12 protein-coding genes are annotated in these 15,795 nt (G+C 57.8%); 4 read left to right on the top strand and 8 right to left on the bottom strand.

What is annotated here, in order from left to right; all coding sequences use genetic code 11:
- Positions 1–23: 23 nt before the first annotated feature.
- From hemL to truA, 6 genes are all read right to left on the bottom strand, one after another.
- Positions 24–1,313, bottom strand: coding sequence for a glutamate-1-semialdehyde 2,1-aminomutase (gene hemL, locus J2S31_RS07130; protein ID WP_237098390.1), 1,290 nt, complete (start codon positions 1,311–1,313; stop codon positions 24–26).
- The gene (gene mtnP / locus J2S31_RS07125; RefSeq protein WP_237098389.1) at positions 1,310–2,167 is read right to left on the bottom strand and encodes an S-methyl-5'-thioadenosine phosphorylase; all 858 of its coding nucleotides are present in this window, start codon (positions 2,165–2,167) and stop codon (positions 1,310–1,312) included. The genes hemL and mtnP overlap by 4 nt, the downstream gene beginning before the upstream one ends.
- 131 nt (positions 2,168–2,298) lie before the next feature.
- Positions 2,299–4,590, bottom strand: a complete 2,292-nt coding sequence (locus tag J2S31_RS07120) for a hypothetical protein (RefSeq protein WP_237098388.1) — start codon at positions 4,588–4,590, stop codon at positions 2,299–2,301.
- Between the two features lie 133 nt (positions 4,591–4,723).
- The gene (locus tag J2S31_RS07115) at positions 4,724–5,734 is read right to left on the bottom strand and encodes an aspartate-semialdehyde dehydrogenase (RefSeq protein WP_237098387.1); all 1,011 of its coding nucleotides are present in this window, start codon (positions 5,732–5,734) and stop codon (positions 4,724–4,726) included.
- Positions 5,734–6,825 (bottom strand): 3-isopropylmalate dehydrogenase, encoded by a 1,092-nt coding sequence (gene leuB / locus J2S31_RS07110; RefSeq protein WP_237098386.1) that lies wholly within the window; start codon positions 6,823–6,825, stop codon positions 5,734–5,736. Before leuB ends, J2S31_RS07115 begins: the two co-directional genes overlap by 1 nt.
- 69 nt (positions 6,826–6,894) lie before the next feature.
- Positions 6,895–7,671: a tRNA pseudouridine(38-40) synthase TruA gene (gene truA / locus J2S31_RS07105; RefSeq protein ID WP_237098385.1), complete on the bottom strand. Its 777-nt coding sequence runs from the start codon at positions 7,669–7,671 to the stop codon at positions 6,895–6,897.
- A 343-nt stretch (positions 7,672–8,014) separates the two neighbouring features.
- Between truA and J2S31_RS07100 the strand changes: the two genes are divergently transcribed.
- Positions 8,015–8,902: a P-loop NTPase gene (locus J2S31_RS07100; protein ID WP_237098384.1), complete on the top strand. Its 888-nt coding sequence runs from the start codon at positions 8,015–8,017 to the stop codon at positions 8,900–8,902.
- Positions 8,903–8,924: 22 nt separating this feature from the next.
- Positions 8,925–9,368, top strand: coding sequence for a PCP reductase family protein (locus J2S31_RS07095; RefSeq protein ID WP_237098383.1), 444 nt, complete (start codon positions 8,925–8,927; stop codon positions 9,366–9,368).
- Positions 9,369–9,463: 95 nt separating this feature from the next.
- Here the strand turns inward: J2S31_RS07095 and J2S31_RS07090 are convergent, their stop codons facing one another.
- Both J2S31_RS07090 and J2S31_RS07085 read right to left on the bottom strand, forming a co-directional pair.
- The gene (locus J2S31_RS07090; protein WP_237098382.1) at positions 9,464–9,808 is read right to left on the bottom strand and encodes a DUF971 domain-containing protein; all 345 of its coding nucleotides are present in this window, start codon (positions 9,806–9,808) and stop codon (positions 9,464–9,466) included.
- 44 nt (positions 9,809–9,852) lie between these two features.
- Positions 9,853–10,950 (bottom strand): Mrp/NBP35 family ATP-binding protein, encoded by a 1,098-nt coding sequence (locus J2S31_RS07085; RefSeq protein WP_272908639.1) that lies wholly within the window; start codon positions 10,948–10,950, stop codon positions 9,853–9,855.
- A gap of 584 nt (positions 10,951–11,534) precedes the next feature.
- On the opposite strand from J2S31_RS07085, the gene J2S31_RS07080 reads away from it, so the two are divergent.
- Both J2S31_RS07080 and J2S31_RS07075 read left to right on the top strand, forming a co-directional pair.
- A complete protein-coding gene (locus J2S31_RS07080; RefSeq protein WP_237098381.1) occupies positions 11,535–13,814 on the top strand; it encodes a DNA gyrase/topoisomerase IV subunit A in 2,280 nt (759 codons plus the stop codon).
- An 8-nt stretch (positions 13,815–13,822) separates the two neighbouring features.
- Positions 13,823–15,712 (top strand): DNA gyrase/topoisomerase IV subunit B, encoded by a 1,890-nt coding sequence (locus J2S31_RS07075; protein WP_237098380.1) that lies wholly within the window; start codon positions 13,823–13,825, stop codon positions 15,710–15,712.
- Positions 15,713–15,795: the final 83 nt, after the last annotated feature.

Genomic DNA, 15,795 nt, shown 5'->3' with positions numbered 1-15,795 from the left:
CGCTCGAACAGCGTGACTGATGATCAACCCTTCGCCTTGTTCAGGGCGTCGCGGTTGGCTTCGATCGTGCGATCGATTTCCTCTTGCGTATGCACGGCGGACATGAATCCCGCCTCGAACTGCGAACAGGCAATGTAAATACCCGCTTCCAGCATGGCGTTGAAATAGCGTTTGAAAAACTCGAGGTCGCAGGTGGACACGGTTTCGAAATCCACCACCTCGTTATTCGTGAAAAACATGGAGAACATCGAGCCCACCCGGGTGAAGAACGCGGGCACGCCCGCCTCCTCCGCGTTCTTGCGGAACCCGTCACACAGGCGTTGGCTTTTCGTCTCCAGGTTTTCGTACACCCCGTCGCCGGAGAGCAGGTTGAGCATCTCCAGTCCCGCCGCCATGGCCAGCGGATTGCCGGAAAGCGTTCCCGCCTGATAGACCGATCCCACCGGCGCGATGTGATCCATGAACTCTTTCTTCCCGCCATAGGCGCCCACCGGCAGACCGCCGCCGATGATCTTGCCCAGCGTGGTGAGATCCGGAGTGATGCCATACAGTTTCTGCGCACCGCCCAGCCCCACGCGGAATCCGCTGATGACCTCGTCGAAGATCAGCAACGCGCCATGTTTCGTGGTAACGTCGCGGAGCGTTTGCAGAAAACCCTCTTTCGGCGGCACGACGCCCATGTTGCCGGCGATGGGCTCGACGATGAGACAGGCGATCTCGCTCCCCATCTTGTCGAACAATTCCCTCACCGCGTCGCTGTCGTTGTAAGGCAGGGTCAGCGTGTTCTTCGCCAGGTCCTCGATGACGCCGGGGCAGTCCGGAATGCCCAGAGACATCAGGCCAGAACCGGACTTGACCAGCAGGCTGTCGCCGTGGCCATGGAAGTTGCCTTCGAATTTGACGATCTTGTCGCGCTTCGTGTACCCGCGCGCCAGGCGGATGGCACTCATCGTCGCCTCCGTGCCGGAACTCACCATGCGCACCCGCTCGATCGACGGCACGCAGTCGATGACCTTCCTCGCCATCTCGATTTCGATTTCGGTCGGTGCGCCGAAGCTGGTGCCGTTCTCCGCCGCCCGCTTCACCGCATCCACAATCCGCGGATGCGCGTGGCCGAAAATGAGAGGCCCCCACGAGGCGTTGTAGTCGATGAACTCATTGCCGTCCACGTCCCACAGGCGCGAACCTTTGGCTTTCTCGATGAACAGAGGGTGGCCGCCAACGGCCTTGAAGGCCCTGACAGGGCTGTTGACGCCGCCGGGAATGACTTGTTGTGCTGCTTCAAACAGGGATTCGGATTTCTTGCGGTTCATAGCTTTCCAAACAGGGGTTCGAGGTCTCGTTTGCGTTGATCGGGAATTTTCGCGGGATCGGTGACGATGGCTTTCTTCGCCGCCTCGCCACATTCGCATTGGCGTTTGAGGATGGGAAGCGCCACCACTTCCTTCAGGATGGTCTGCGCCAGTTCGACGTTGTTGTGCATGATCTCCAGCACCTGTTCCAGCGTGACCGGCTCCTCCTCAATATGCCAGCAGTCGTAGTCCGTGGCGAGCGCAATGGTAACATAACAAATGCCCGCTTCGCGTGCCAGTTTGGCCTCGGTGACGTTGGTCATGCCGATCACCTCCACGCCCCAGCTTCGGTACACGTTCGACTCCGCCCGCGTCGAAAACTGCGGTCCCTCGATGCATACATAGGTGCCGTGTTCGTGCACCACGGCCCCTGCTTTCTGCGCGGCTTCCAGCACCTTGCCGTGCAGGTCGTCGCAGATGGGATCGGCCAGACTCACGTGCCCGACAATGCCGTCCGTGAAAAAGGTGCCGATGCGCCGGTGCGTACGGTCGATGAACTGGTCGGGCAGAACGATGTGCCCCGGCACGATCTCTTCCTTCATGCTCCCCACGGCGCTGACCGACACGATGCGCTCGACGCCGAGTTTTTTCATGGCAAAGACGTTGGCGCGGTAGTTGATCTCGGACGGAGTGATACGGTGGCCGACGCCATGGCGCGGCAGGAATGCGAGTTTCGTTCCCGCCAGTTCCCCTATCACTACGGGGTCCGAAGGAGCTCCGTAAGGCGTGTCCACGGCGACTTCCTTTTCCACCTTGAGGTCTTTCATGTTGTACAGGCCGCTGCCGCCGATCACACCGAGAATGTCTGCCGCCATCGATTGTCCTTTCTTGCTGGAATGGGAAGGTTACGGTTCCGATAAAAATGAACGTTGTAGCAGGCTGGGCGCGGAAGATAAAGAGGAAATGACCCGGACCCCCTCCCCTGTATGCCTATCAAGGGCCCGGATCATTCCTCGTGGTCCTCTTTCAAATTTTGTGAAACGCGCTCGGCCTTCTTGAGAAGGAATTTGAGCTCCGCCATACGGTCGTCCGTGGTATCGAGAAGGCCGGACTCCTGCTTCAGGGTCTCGATTTTCGCCGTGATGTCACCGGCCAGGGTGTGCAGTTCACTCAAGCGTTCTTCCATGGACTCGAAATCGCGCACGCGCTTCTCGAATGCTTCCACCTGCTCGCGGCTCTCCTGCGACATTCGGGCCAGGTCATTGACGTGCGCCAACGCATCATCCAGATTTTGCCGTGCCAGGTCAAGACGTTCGCGCTCGGCTTGAACCTCCGCGATGCGCGTCTCCAACTGCGATAGATTTTCATGCACTTCACGCACTTTCGATGCATGACCGGCCACCGCTTCCGCCCGCGTCTCCAATTCGGAAAGTTTTTCTTCTAGGTGACGCGACTGCTTCTCCGCGCGGGCCAGGTTCGCTTCTTTTTCCTCGAGCGCCGCCTGACGCCGTTGCAGGTCTTTCAGGGTGCGATCGATGGAGTCGAGTTTCTCGTCGGTGGCGGCAACGGCCTTCTGCCGTTCGTCGATGGCGGTCAGTTTGGAATCGAGATCGGACACGGCGGCATCGAGACTTGATTTCAACGCGTCCATCTTCTCCACCTGCGCCTGCGACGCATCGACTTCCTTGACCCGCTTCTGCAAATCCTTCTCCAGCGCCGTCATCGTGTAAACGAGGTGGTTGAGGCGTTTTTCCCGTTCTTCCCAGTCGGCCTTTTCCCGGCTGGCGTGCTCGATACGCGACTCGATGCCGTCGGCCAGATCCTTCAGCCGCGCCAGCCGTCCTTCCATCTCTTCAAGTTGCCCGATCTGCCGGTTGAGACTGCCGGTTTTGACGTTGGCCTCCTCGATGAAAAACTCGAGGCCGTCGATCTTTTTCTCCAGCTTTTCGATCAGCGCCTTGCGTTGCAACTGGGTCTCCAGCTTTTCCTCCATGTTGTGGATCATGGCGGAAAGAGCGTTCACCCGTTTCTCCACCTCGTTCAGCCAGTCGCGTTTTTCGAGAATGGCCTCCAGCCGTTTCGCCGCTTCGTCGCCGATTTCTTTATTTTTGTTGAACGTCGATTCAATCGACGCCGCTTCCTTCAACTCTTCGCGGAAGCGTTCGATGCGGCGTTCGGTTTCCTGCGCCGTGTCCTCGAATGATCTGAGTTGATCGGCAAAGGCATCGAGCTTGCCCGCCTCGCTTTGCAGGGTTTCGAGTTTGTTGTGGATGGTGGCGTCGAGCAGGGACTGGAGCGACCCGATCTTTTCCTCCAGTTTGTGGACTTCGGCCTTGTCCTCGTGCAGTTGCACGAGCTGGACTTTCACCTTGTCCGCCATCGACTCCAGTTCTTCCATGCGCGCCCCGACTTCGCGGATACGGTCGGCTTTTTCGCTGATGCGGTCGGCCTCAATGTGCAGGTCGCCGGTCTCTGTCAGCAGGCGGTCCACCGTCTCCTGCACGGCCTTGATCTGCTCGCGTTGTGCCAGCACCCTGTCGGTTTCGAGTTTCGCCTGGCTCAACTGCTGTTTGATGTCTCCCAGCCCGCGCAGGTAATGGTCCACCACCTCGCGGTCCTTTTTGACCGTGGCGAAGCGGTGGTCGAGGTCTTTCACCAGCGTTTTGAGGTCGCCGACACGACCGGACGATTCCTTCATCGTCGTGCGGAAGCGCGTCACCTCCTCCACCTGCCCGCCCGCTTTGTTCAGCAGGGACTCGATTTTGGCAACGCGTTTCTCCGCATCGCGCAGTTTGCCGCTGTCTTCTTTCAGCTTGTTGATCTTGCTTTCCATGTCCCACACCAGTGCGTTCAGCCGGCCGGCTTCCTCGTTGGCCTTTTCGGCGGTGCGTTTCTGCTGGCTGAGGGATTTGGTTTTCTGCTCCACCTCGTCGTGCATCGTGCGCACATTCTTGAGGTCCTGCTTGAGTTCCTTGAACTGGACTTCCAGCGTGGAGGCGGTGGACTCGAATTTGCCGATCGATCCTTCCAGCGTCTGCATCTCTTTCAGACGCTTTTGTAGGGTGTCGAGCTTTTTGATCGTGTCGGGGAGGGAGTGATTGAATTTTTCGAAATACTGTTTCGTGTCGGAGAGCTTGCCGACGTTGTTCTCGAAGTAGTCGAGCAGGAGTTGCAGGTTTTTCCGTTCCTGCGCCGCCGTCTGCAGTAGCTGCGAAAGTTCAGCGGAATCGGCCGGACGCCACTCCGAACTGCGGGGGTTTGGATCGCGCGGCGAATCTTCGGGGGAATGGTCCGGCATCGGTCAAATCTCCGAGGCGCCGGCGGGGAGCCGGCAATTCGTAAGTATATGTATTTTAATTATTTTTGGAGATTTGTAAAGACCGGGAGAGGCTCGGGAAGGGAAAAAGTGTGCCTGCCGTGGCGAAGCGCTTTCAGCGGATCAGCACTTCGGCGATCTGCACGGCGTTGAGCGCCGCCCCTTTTCGCAGGTTGTCGGCCACCACCCACAGGTTGAGGGCCTTGGGGTTGGTGAGGTCCTTGCGGATGCGCCCCACCATCACTTCGTCGCGCCCGGCGGCGTCGATGGCCAGCGGATACTCGTTCTTCTCCGGCGCATCGACCACGCTGACGCCGGGGAAGGCGGACAGCACGCGGCGCACCTCGGCGACATCGATGTCCTCATCCGTCTCGACATACACCGACTCCGAATGCGAATACACCACCGGCACCCGCACCGTGGTGGGCGTGACGCTTATGGTGTCGTCGCCCATGATCTTGCGGGTCTCATTGACCATCTTCATCTCTTCCTTGGTATAGCCGTTGTCGAGAAACGAATCGATGTGCGGCAGGCAGTTGAACGCGATCTGGTGCGGATAGACGTTCTTCACCAGCGGTTCGCAGTTGAGCGCGCTTCTGCTCTGATGCGTCAACTCGTCGATGGCCTTCTGCCCCGACCCCGAAACCGACTGGTAGGTCGAGACGATGACCCGGCGCACGCGGAAGCGGTCGTGCAGGGGTTTGAGCGCCATCACCATCTGGATGGTCGAGCAGTTGGGATTGGCAATGATGCCCGGCTTGTCACCAAGGGCATCGGGATTGACCTCCGGCACCACCAGCGGGATGCCTGGCTCCATGCGGAACGCACTGCTGTTGTCGATGACGACACACCCTGCCTCCACCGCCTTCGGCCCAAACTGTTTGGAGGTGGAACCTCCAGCGGAGAACAGCGCGATGTCGATGCCGGCGAACGAATCGTCCTTCAATTCCTGCACGGTGATGAGTTTGCCGTGGAACGGCAGTTGACTCCCCGCCGAGCGGCTGGATGCGAGCAGGCGCAGTTCCGCCACGGGGAACTTGCGTTCCTCCAGGGTGGCGATCATGGTGCGGCCCACGGCCCCCGTGGCGCCCACCACCGCAACGTTGTATGCGTCTTTCTTCTGCATTAGAGTTTCTTCTCCAGAGCCTGCACAACGAGGTCTCCCATCTCCTTGCATCCCACTTCCTTCATGCCTTTCGACATGATGTCCTTCGTACGGTATCCCGCTTCCAGAATCGATTCAACCACGTTTTCGAGCGCGGTGTTGACGTCCTCGCGGTCGAGCGAATACTTGAACATCATGCCCACCGACAGGATGGTCGCCAGCGGATTGGCCATATCTTTTCCGGCGATATCCGGAGCGCTTCCGTGGATCGGTTCGTACATCGCCGTCTCGCCGCCGAGGCTCGCCGAAGGAAGCATGCCGATCGATCCCGTGAGCATGCTGGCTTCGTCGCTCAAAATGTCGCCGAACATGTTGGTGGTGACGATGACATCGAACTGCTTCGGGTTGCGCACCAACTGCATGGCCGCATTGTCCACATACATGTGCGACAGCTCGATCTCGCCATAATCCTTTTCATGAACGCCGGTCACCACCTCGCGCCACAATCCGGTGGCTTCCAGCACGTTGGCCTTGTCCACGGAGCAAACCTTCTTATTGCGCTTGAGGGCGACGTCGAAGGCGACCTTGGCGATGCGGACGATCTCGCTTTCCGTATAGACCAGCGTGTTGGTGCCACGCCGCTCGCCGCCTTGAAGGGAGACGACCCCGCGCGGCTCGCCGAAATAAATGCCGCCGGTGAGTTCCCGCACCACGAGAATGTCGAGCCCTTCCACCACCTCCGGCTTGAGCGTCGAGGCGTCGGTGAGCGCACGGAACACCTTGGCCGGGCGCAGGTTGGCGAACAGGTTGAGTTCCGAGCGCAGACCCAGGAGCGCACGTTCGGGGCGCAAGGAAAAATCAATCGTTTCCCATTTGGGACCGCCCACCGCGCCGAGCAGGACTGCGTCCGCCTCCTTCGCCGCCTGCAAGGTATCGCCGGGCAGGGGGTGCCCCGTTGCCTCGTACCCCGCGCCGCCGACGGGCTTCTCGTTCAGATTCAACTTGAGGCCGAGGCGCGTCTCCACCACCCGGAGCACCTTCACCGCTTCGGCGGTCACTTCGGGGCCGATGCCATCGCCCGGCAGAACTGCAATCGTGTATTCCTGACTCATAACCTGTCGCCACCTTTCAAATTTGAAACGAAGTATTATACCCGAAAATCCGCGGCGGTCGAAAGTCGATCACTTTTTTTTGGAAGCGGTGCGGCGTTTTGCCTTCGGCTTGTCGTAAAACACTTCGACCAGGCAGAGTCCGCGCGCCGGAGCCGTGGGCCCGGCCTTTCTGCGGTCGCGCGCGGCGAGAATTTCCGGGATGGCGCCGGGTTCGATGCGCCCGTAACCGACTTCGATCAGCGTGCCGATGATGTTGCGCACCATGTGTTTGAGAAAACCACTGCCATCGACGGAGAACTCGATCCAGTCGCCGCGTTTTTTGACGGTGAGGTCGTAGATCTCCCGCACCGTGCTTTTGGCCTCGCACCCCGCCCCCTGAAACGACTTGAAATTGTGCTTGCCGACGAAGTGGCGGGCCGCCTTGCGCATGGCGGTGACTTTGAGCGGCTGGGCGACGTAATGCGCCTGCTTGCAACGCAGGGCCGAGGGGTGATCGCGATTGAGCAGGGTGTAACGGTAGATCTTGCGGCTCGCGGATTTGCGCGCGTGGAAATCCGAAGCCACCTCCTCCACCGCCCTCACCACGATGTCATGCGGCAGAAGGCTGTTGAGCGCTTTCAGGAACTGGTGCGGCGTCATGTTCGACGCCGTGTTGAAGTGCGCCACCTGCCCTTCCGCATGCACACCGGAATCCGTGCGCCCGGAAGCAACCACCGGGGTTTTTCTACCGGTGATGGTCTCGAGCCGCCCTTCCAGCACTTCCTGGATGGTGATCCCGTTCGGCTGGTACTGCCAGCCGTGGTACTGACTGCCTTCGTATTCGAGGAGGAGTTTGATGCGGCGCATGGGGGGATATTACATGAAAAAAATCGCGACAGTCGCGGACCGTCGCGATTTTTATTCGGATACGCTTCGAATTTTCGAAGCATCCACGTTTATACGTGGATCATGAATAGTTGGAGTTGGCTTTCTGGCGCGGTGGACTCATGGCTCCTCTCAACCCTCCCTGTGGTGGACCATTTCTCACAATACTAATATAGGCCTCCGTGACAGCCCCGCAAGAGGGGTAAGGTCTAAAATTTAAAGGGGAAACTAATCCTTTCCAATCGGGGGTAAATTCTATAAGATAGGGGCCATCGGACGTACCAGCCAGTTACTCGAAATCGATTTAAATCAAAGGAGTTTCAGGATGAAAACGTACAACGACCTGGCTTCTGACGGCGGCTCCAACATTGTGGAGCAGGTGGTCAGCCAACAGCAGAAACTGCGGGCCAGGATGGATAAAATAAAGCACAAGGTTTGCCTGATGAGCGGCAAAGGGGGCGTCGGAAAAAGCTCCATCACCGCCAACGTGGCGGCGTGTCTTGCACAACGCGGGCACAAGGTGGGTATTCTCGATGCGGATCTCAACGGCCCCAGCGTCGCCAAACTCCTGGGCGTACCCAACGACGCCAAACTGAATGTCGAGGACGAGGGCGTGCATCCCGGCGAGGGTGCCCTGGGCGTCAAGATCATGTCCATGGACATGCTGTTGCCCAGCGCCGATGCACCGGTGATGTGGACTGAGGACGAAAAGGCCAGTGCCGTATGGGTGAGCACCATGGAATCGACCGCCCTGCAGGAGCTGTTGCGAGACACCATCTGGGGCGAGTTGGATTACCTGCTGATCGACATGCCGCCGGGCAGTGACCGTATCGACAACATCCGCGACCTGATCCCGGAACTGGCGGGCGTGGTGGAGATCACCATCCCCTCCCCCATCTCCCAGCACATCGTGTCGAAATCCATCACCAAGAATTCCAAGCTCAAAGTGCCGATCATCGGGCTGGTGGAAAACATGGCCACCTACGTGTGCCCGCATTGCAACGAAGAAGGCGCCCTGTTTGAAGGGCAAAGCGTCGAGGAGTTGGCCAAGGCGAAGGGCATCCCCTTCCTGGGCCGGGTCCCCTTTGACAGCCGGGTTTCGAAGGAGTCCGGGAAGAACAAACTGTTTTTTACCGAGTACCCCGATTCGATCACCGGCAAAGCGCTCGGCGCCATCGTCGATGGCATCGAAAAATTCATTCAATCCAGATAAAACGAGTTAAGGAGAGGACCCCATGAAGTTCCTTTGCATTCCCTGCGACGAGCAGATGGAAACCCAAAAAGATGGTCTCTTGATGACCGATGACAGCAAGAACATCGCTCTCAAGTTCAAATGTAAAAAGTGCGGGCATATGATCGCCATGCTGACCAATAAATTCGAGACGGAATTCGTGAGCAAGCTCGGTGTGGAAGCGGGCGGCGCCTCGGAGTTCAGCAAAACACCGTTCGGCATGGTAGGCAGTTCGCTGGCCGGGGGCAAAGAAGAACTCAAGAAAGCCGAACCCAGCGACGAAGGCGAAGTCGAATGGACGCAGGAAGCGAAAGACCGCATTCAGAAGGTCCCCTTCTTCGTGCGCGGCATGGCCAAGAAGACGGTCATCAACTTCGCCAAGTCCAAGGGCATCAAGGTGATCGACGCGGCCCTGATGGACGAGGTGCGCGACAAGGTAGGCATGTAACGCCACGCGCCCTGCGTAGAAAAAAAATAACGGGTCGGCCTGTTTCGGGGCCGACCCGTTTTTTATTTGGAATACGTTTTAAGCCAGAGAGGACATCAAGCCTTGCACTCGCCGCATTGGCACAACCGCCGCAGGAGTTCGTAAGGATAGAGCCCGGTGCTGTGGCCGTCGTTCCAGTCGAACTGCAAAGCATAGAGACCCACCGCCTTGATCTTGAGGGGACGGATGCTGTCCGGAATCATTCCCGGCTTGATCTTCTTCTCGCCCGTCCATTCGTCGATGCAATGGGCGCACGGGCATTTTTCGCGAAGCAGTTTCACGGGGTACACCGATTCGTGCCCGTCGGGCCAGGTGATGCCCAGGGTGGATTCATCCACCTGCTTCACGTCGCTGGGAGTCATTTCCTCAACTTCCATTTTTTTCTTCGGCTCTTCGCTCATACCAATTCCGGTTTCAGGTTTTTATTCAATTCAGGAAGCAGGCGTCACGCTTTCCAGGCCAGTTCGAAGCTCGAATCGATTTTCTTTTCCGCACCGGCCTGGTTGATGCTGATCTGCGCCGCGACTTTCCCCGCCAGTTCGCGGTAAGCAATCGATGCCGGAGAGTCCGGGTTGCTGAGGGTGATGGGCGTGCCAGAGTCGCCGCCAGTGACCACATCCGGGATGAGCGGGATGTCGCCCAGGAACGGCACCTTGAAATCGTCGGCCAGCTTCTGCCCGGCGCCGGACTGGAAGATAAAGTGTTTCTTGTCGCACCCGTCGCAGACGAAGTAGCTCATGTTCTCGACCACGCCGAGCACCGGCACCTTCACCTGGCGGAACATCTTCACGCCTTTTTCCGCGTCGATGGCGCTGATCTGCTGAGGCGTGGTGACGATCACGCCGCCGGACAACGGAGCCCGCTGGGTGAGGGTCAACTGCACGTCGCCCGTGCCCGGAGGCAGGTCGATGACCAGGTAGTCCAGCTCGCCCCATTCGACATTCTGCAGAAACTGCTGGATGATGCCGCCCAGCATGGGACCGCGCAACATGAGCGGCTGGCCTTCTTCCGTCAGGAAGGCGGCGGAAATGACTTTCAGATTGTATTTCTCGTGCGGGAAAAACTTGTTGTTGTCCGCGCCTTTCGGCGGCTTGATGGGCATGCCCAGCATTTTCGGGATACTCGGGCCGTAGATGTCCGCATCCATCAGGCCCACCCTCGCGCCAGTCAGGCTGAGGGCGATGGCCAGGTTGGTGCTGACGGTGGATTTACCGACGCCGCCCTTGCCGCTGGCCACGGCGATGATATTCTTCACGCCGGTCAGAATGGGTTGCTGATGCTCGGAAGGCCGCACGTTGGAGGTCATGTTGACCGTCACGTCTTTCACGCCTTCAATGGCGCCGACCTTGCTCTGGCACTCGTTTTTCAACTCCTCTTTCACCGGACAGGCGGGGGTGGTCAACTCGACGTCGAACTTCACCTTGCCGTCTTTGGTTTCGAGGTTTTTAACAAAACCAAGGTCCACTATATTTTTATGCAAGTCGGGGTCCATGACCGTCTTTAAGGCCCCGATGACTTTTACCTGTAAATCTTGATCCGACATATATCGCTCCCGGGATGGAACACAAAAAAAGATTGGATGACGCGTGTCTTAATTCGAGATTAAACTTATAAGATTCAAGGCCGCTTTTGACAAGTCAGCCTGAGGGATGGCTTTCGTCAATTTGGAAAAGGAAAGGTCAATCTCCCACTTTTCCGTTGGTTTTAGGATGGCAAAACCCCGAAAAAAGTTTTCTATAATTACATTATTAATTACATCATTGCATGGAATTTCGGAAATTGAAAACCCAATCTCAAACCATCCGTCCCCTGCAACCCGCTGTGCGGCACCGGCTCCTCACTCGCCCTGTATTACAATATATGGTGTATATAAAAAAGTGGAGCCCACCACATGATGTATTTTGCTCTTTACAAAATTCGGGCTCTGTGTTAGTCATTTAGCTTAAGTCATTAATTTTAAAGGGTATAAAATACCCTCTAATGACGCAGACGGTCCCGGACCCTAATTTAACAATGGGCCCTGTATCCCATCCTCCTCCATCGTGGACGTAGAGATGATGGACCCCCGGACCCGCCCTCCGCAACGGAAGCCGGTCCGCTGGCAAATCACCCTGTTTTCCTTCTGTCATGGCAAACGAAAAAGAATCCGATATCACTCAGGAACTGGAAAACCGGTTCCTCACCTACGCCCTGTCCACCATTGTGTCGCGTTCCCTGCCGGACGTGCGCGACGGATTGAAGCCGATCCACCGCCGCATCCTGTACGCCATGAACGGCATGGGCGTTGGCTCTGACGCAAAACCTGTCAAATCCGCCAAAATCATCGGTGAAGTGCTGGGTAAATTCCATCCGCACGGCGACACCTCCACCTACGACTCGATGGTGCGCATGGCGCAGGACTTCGCCATGCGTTACCCGCTGGTGGACGGCAAGGGCAACTTCGGCTCAGTGGATGGCGACTCCCCGGCGGCGTACCGTTACACGGAAGGCAAGCTGACGCCCATCACCAGCTACATGCTGGCCGACATCAAGAAGAACACCGTCGAGTTCCGCGCCAACTACGACAACACCCTGCAGGAGCCGGTCATTTTGCCGTCGAAAGTGCCGAACCTGCTCATCAACGGTTCGTCCGGCATCGCCGTCGGCATGGCGTGTTCTTTTCCCAGCCACAACCTGAAAGAAGTCATGAACGCGCTCATGTCGCTCATCGACGACCGCAAGCAGACCACGACCCAGATCATGAAGCACATCAAGGGGCCGGACTTCCCCACCGGCGGCATCCTGCTCAATTCCAAAACCGAGTTGCGCAAGATGTACGAGGAGGGCTCCGGCAACCTGAAGGTGCGCGGCAAATGGACTATGGAAACCCTGGCCCGCGGCAAAACGCAGATCGTCATTACGGAGATTCCCTACGGCGTCAACAAAGCGCGGCTGATCGAAAAGATCGCCGAGATCATCATCGCCAAAAAACTGATGGCGCTCACCGACGTCCGCGACGAAAGCGACGAGAACGTGCGCGTGGTGCTGGAGATCAAATCGGGGAGCGACCCTGAAAAGATCATGGCCTACCTGTACAAGCACTCGGATCTGGAAAGCGGGTTCCAGATCAATTTCAACTGCCTGAAGCCGAACGGCGAGCCGGAGCGCTTGTCCATCGGCGAAATATGTCTGCACTTCCTTGATTTCCGCAAAGACGTGGTGACGCGCCGCATCAAGTACGACCTGGAGATCCTGGAAAAACGCCTGCACATCCTGAAAGGCTTTGCCGCCATCTTCAACGATCTCGACAAGGCGCTGAAACTCATCCGCTCCTCCAAGTCCAAGGACGAAGCGGCGACGAAGCTCAAAAAGACGTTCAAGCTGGACGACGAGCAGACCTCCGCCATTCTCGATATCCCGCTCTACCGGCTGGTGTCGATGGAGATCGACAAGATCCTGCAGGAGCAGAAGGACAAAGAGAAAGAGCAGAAGCGTCTGCAGGACATCCTGAAATCGGAGAAGAAAATCTGGCAGGAAGTCAAAACCGAACTGAAAGAAATTGCTGACAAGTACAGCGACAAACGCCGCACCCAGTTCGGTACCGACGAAGGGGTCGAATTCAACGCCGAGGATTTCATCGAGCACGAGGACGTGGTGCTGGTGGTCAGCCGAAACGGCTGGCTGCGCAAGATGAAATCGGTATCCGATCCGGCGTCCCTCAAGTACAAGGAAAACGACAGCCTGCTGGAGACCGCACGCGTCAACACGGCAGACCTCGTCGCGTTCTTCACCTCGCACGGCGTGGTGTACGTGCAGAAGGTGCACGCCCTGCCCTACACGCGCAGTGGATTCGGTGAGCCCATCCAGAACCTGTTCAAGTTCGGTGACGGCGAACGCATCGTCAAGGTCCTGCCCTTGTTGTCGCCGCAGTCGGTGGAAGCGCGGGAGGCGGCAAAGGGCGAACAGCAGAGCCTGCCTTTGGACGGCATCGGCCAGGAAGAAAATGCGGAACTGCTACTGGTGAGTTCGGCTGGCTACGGCTTCCGCTTCGCCACGGAAAATCTGGGTGAGACCACCCGCTCCGGCAAAAAGGTGATGACGCTCAAAAACGACGCGCGTCTGATCACGGTCACCCGCGTCACCGGCACCCACGCGTTCCTTTTATCGGAAGCGGGCAAAGGCATGCTGGTGAAGCTGGACCAGATCACCCAGTTGAGCGGCGCGGGCGTGGGCGTGCGTCTCATCAACGTCGGCACGAGCCGGTTCCTCGCCGCCAAGTGCGTGAAGAAACGCGACACGGTGCAACTGGTGCTGGACAGCGGCAAAACCAAGGAACTTAAATTGACGGCGGTGCCGGAATACAACCGCGGCAGTCAGGGCGTGAGCGTGGTCAAACGCGTCAAGGTCGTCCGTATTGAGGAAAATTGAAATAACCCATGAGCACGTATCAGGCAAAAGACATTCAGGTACTGGAAGGACTCGAACCGGTCCGCAAACGGCCGGGCATGTACATCGGCTCCACCTCGTCCACGGGACTGCACCATCTCGTGTGGGAAATTCTCGACAACTCCGTCGATGAAGCGCTCAACGGCCACTGCAACCACATCGAGATCACGATCCACGGAGAAGACGAGATCACCATCAAAGACAACGGTCGCGGCATTCCCGTGGACACCTTCCGCAAAACCAAAAAGAGCGCGATGGAGATTCTGTTCACCACGCTCCATTCCGGCGGCAAGTTCCAGGAAGGCAATTACAAGGTGTCCGGCGGGTTGCACGGCGTCGGCATGGCGGTGGTGTGTGCGCTGTCGAAATCGCTGACCGCCACCTCCCGTCGCGATGGCTTCGAGTGGACGCAGAATTATTCCTGCGGAAAAGCCCAGGGTAATTTGAAGAAGGGCAAGGCCACCCGCAACCGCGGCACGGAAATCACCTTCCGCCCCGACCCGAAAATCTTCCCCAAGATCGCGTGGAACGTGAAGTCCATCCTCGAACAGGCGGAATCGAAGGCGTTCCTCAACAAGGGGCTGAAGATCACCGTGCGCGAAAACCAGAACACGCACGTATTCCAGTACCCGGAAGGCATCAAGGATTTCATCCGCAAGATCACTCCGGCCAATGCGTCGCTCACCCCCGAGCCGTTGTACGTGGAGAAAGACGACGAGAAACTGCGGCTCGAGGCGGCGTTTTTGTGGACGTCTAAAACCGATACGGTGATCCATTCCTACGCCAATGCCATCAAGACCATCGACGGCGGCACGCACGAAAACGGGTTTCGCAACGGCATCACCAAGGCCATCCGCGCCTATATCGAGCGCCGCAACCTTCTGCCGAAAGGCATCTCCGGCATCACCGGCGACGACGTGAAAGAAGGTTTGGTGGCCATCATCAATGTCTATTTGCAGGGCGACGTCGAGTTCCAGGGACAGACCAAGGGGCGACTCAATTCCGACATCACCTCGCAGGTCGATTCCGTGGTGCGTCATTCCCTCGAGGATTTCCTGAACACGCACCAGACCCAGGGCGACGCGCTGGCCAGCCGCATCATCCTCGCCGCGCAGGCGCGCATCGCCTCGCGCCAGGCCAAGGATTCGGTCAACCGCAAATCAAATATTTCGCATCGGCTGAACCTGCCGGGCAAGCTCTCCGACTGTTCTTCCACCTTGCGCGACGAATCGGAATTGTTCATTTGCGAAGGTGATTCCGCCGGCGGCTCCAGCAAGCAGGCGCGCGACCGCAAGACGCAGGCCATCCTGCCCATCCGCGGCAAGATCCTGAACGTGGAGACCGCGACCAAGGACAAGATCCTCGCCAACCAGGAAATCCAGAACATCATCTCCGCCCTTGGCACCGGCATCGAGCCCAATTTCAATTATGAAAAACTACGCTATGGGAAAATCATCCTGATGACCGACGCCGACGTGGACGGGGCGCATATCTGTACCCTGCTTCTCACCTTTTTTTACCGCTTCATGCCGCGCCTGATCCACCAAAACCACCTGTACATCGCCCAGCCGCCGCTCTACCGCATCGATGCCGGCAAAAAGACCTTCTACGCCATCGACGACAAGGAAAAGGACAAAATCGTCTCCAAGCTGAACGGTGCGAAATACGAGGTCGGCCGCTTCAAAGGCCTGGGTGAGATGCCCTCTTCCGACCTCAAGACCACCACCATGGACAAGGGCAACCGCACCCTCATCCGCGTCACCATTGCCGACGACAAGAACACCGACGTCACCTTCGACCGGCTGATGGGCAAGGACGCGCAAAACCGCTTCAAATTCATAAAAGAGAAGGCCGTATTTTTTCAGGACCTCGATATTTAAAATATCCCGCCCCCGAAACAAGCGTGCCATTTCCTGCGAAATATCTGGAATTCTCGTAGTATTCGGCACTCCCATTAAAAAAT

The organism is Nitrospina gracilis Nb-211 (genome assembly GCF_021845525.1).
GTDB lineage: Bacteria > Nitrospinota > Nitrospinia > Nitrospinales > Nitrospinaceae > Nitrospina > Nitrospina gracilis_A.
This window is presented reverse-complemented; position numbering and strand designations above follow the sequence as displayed.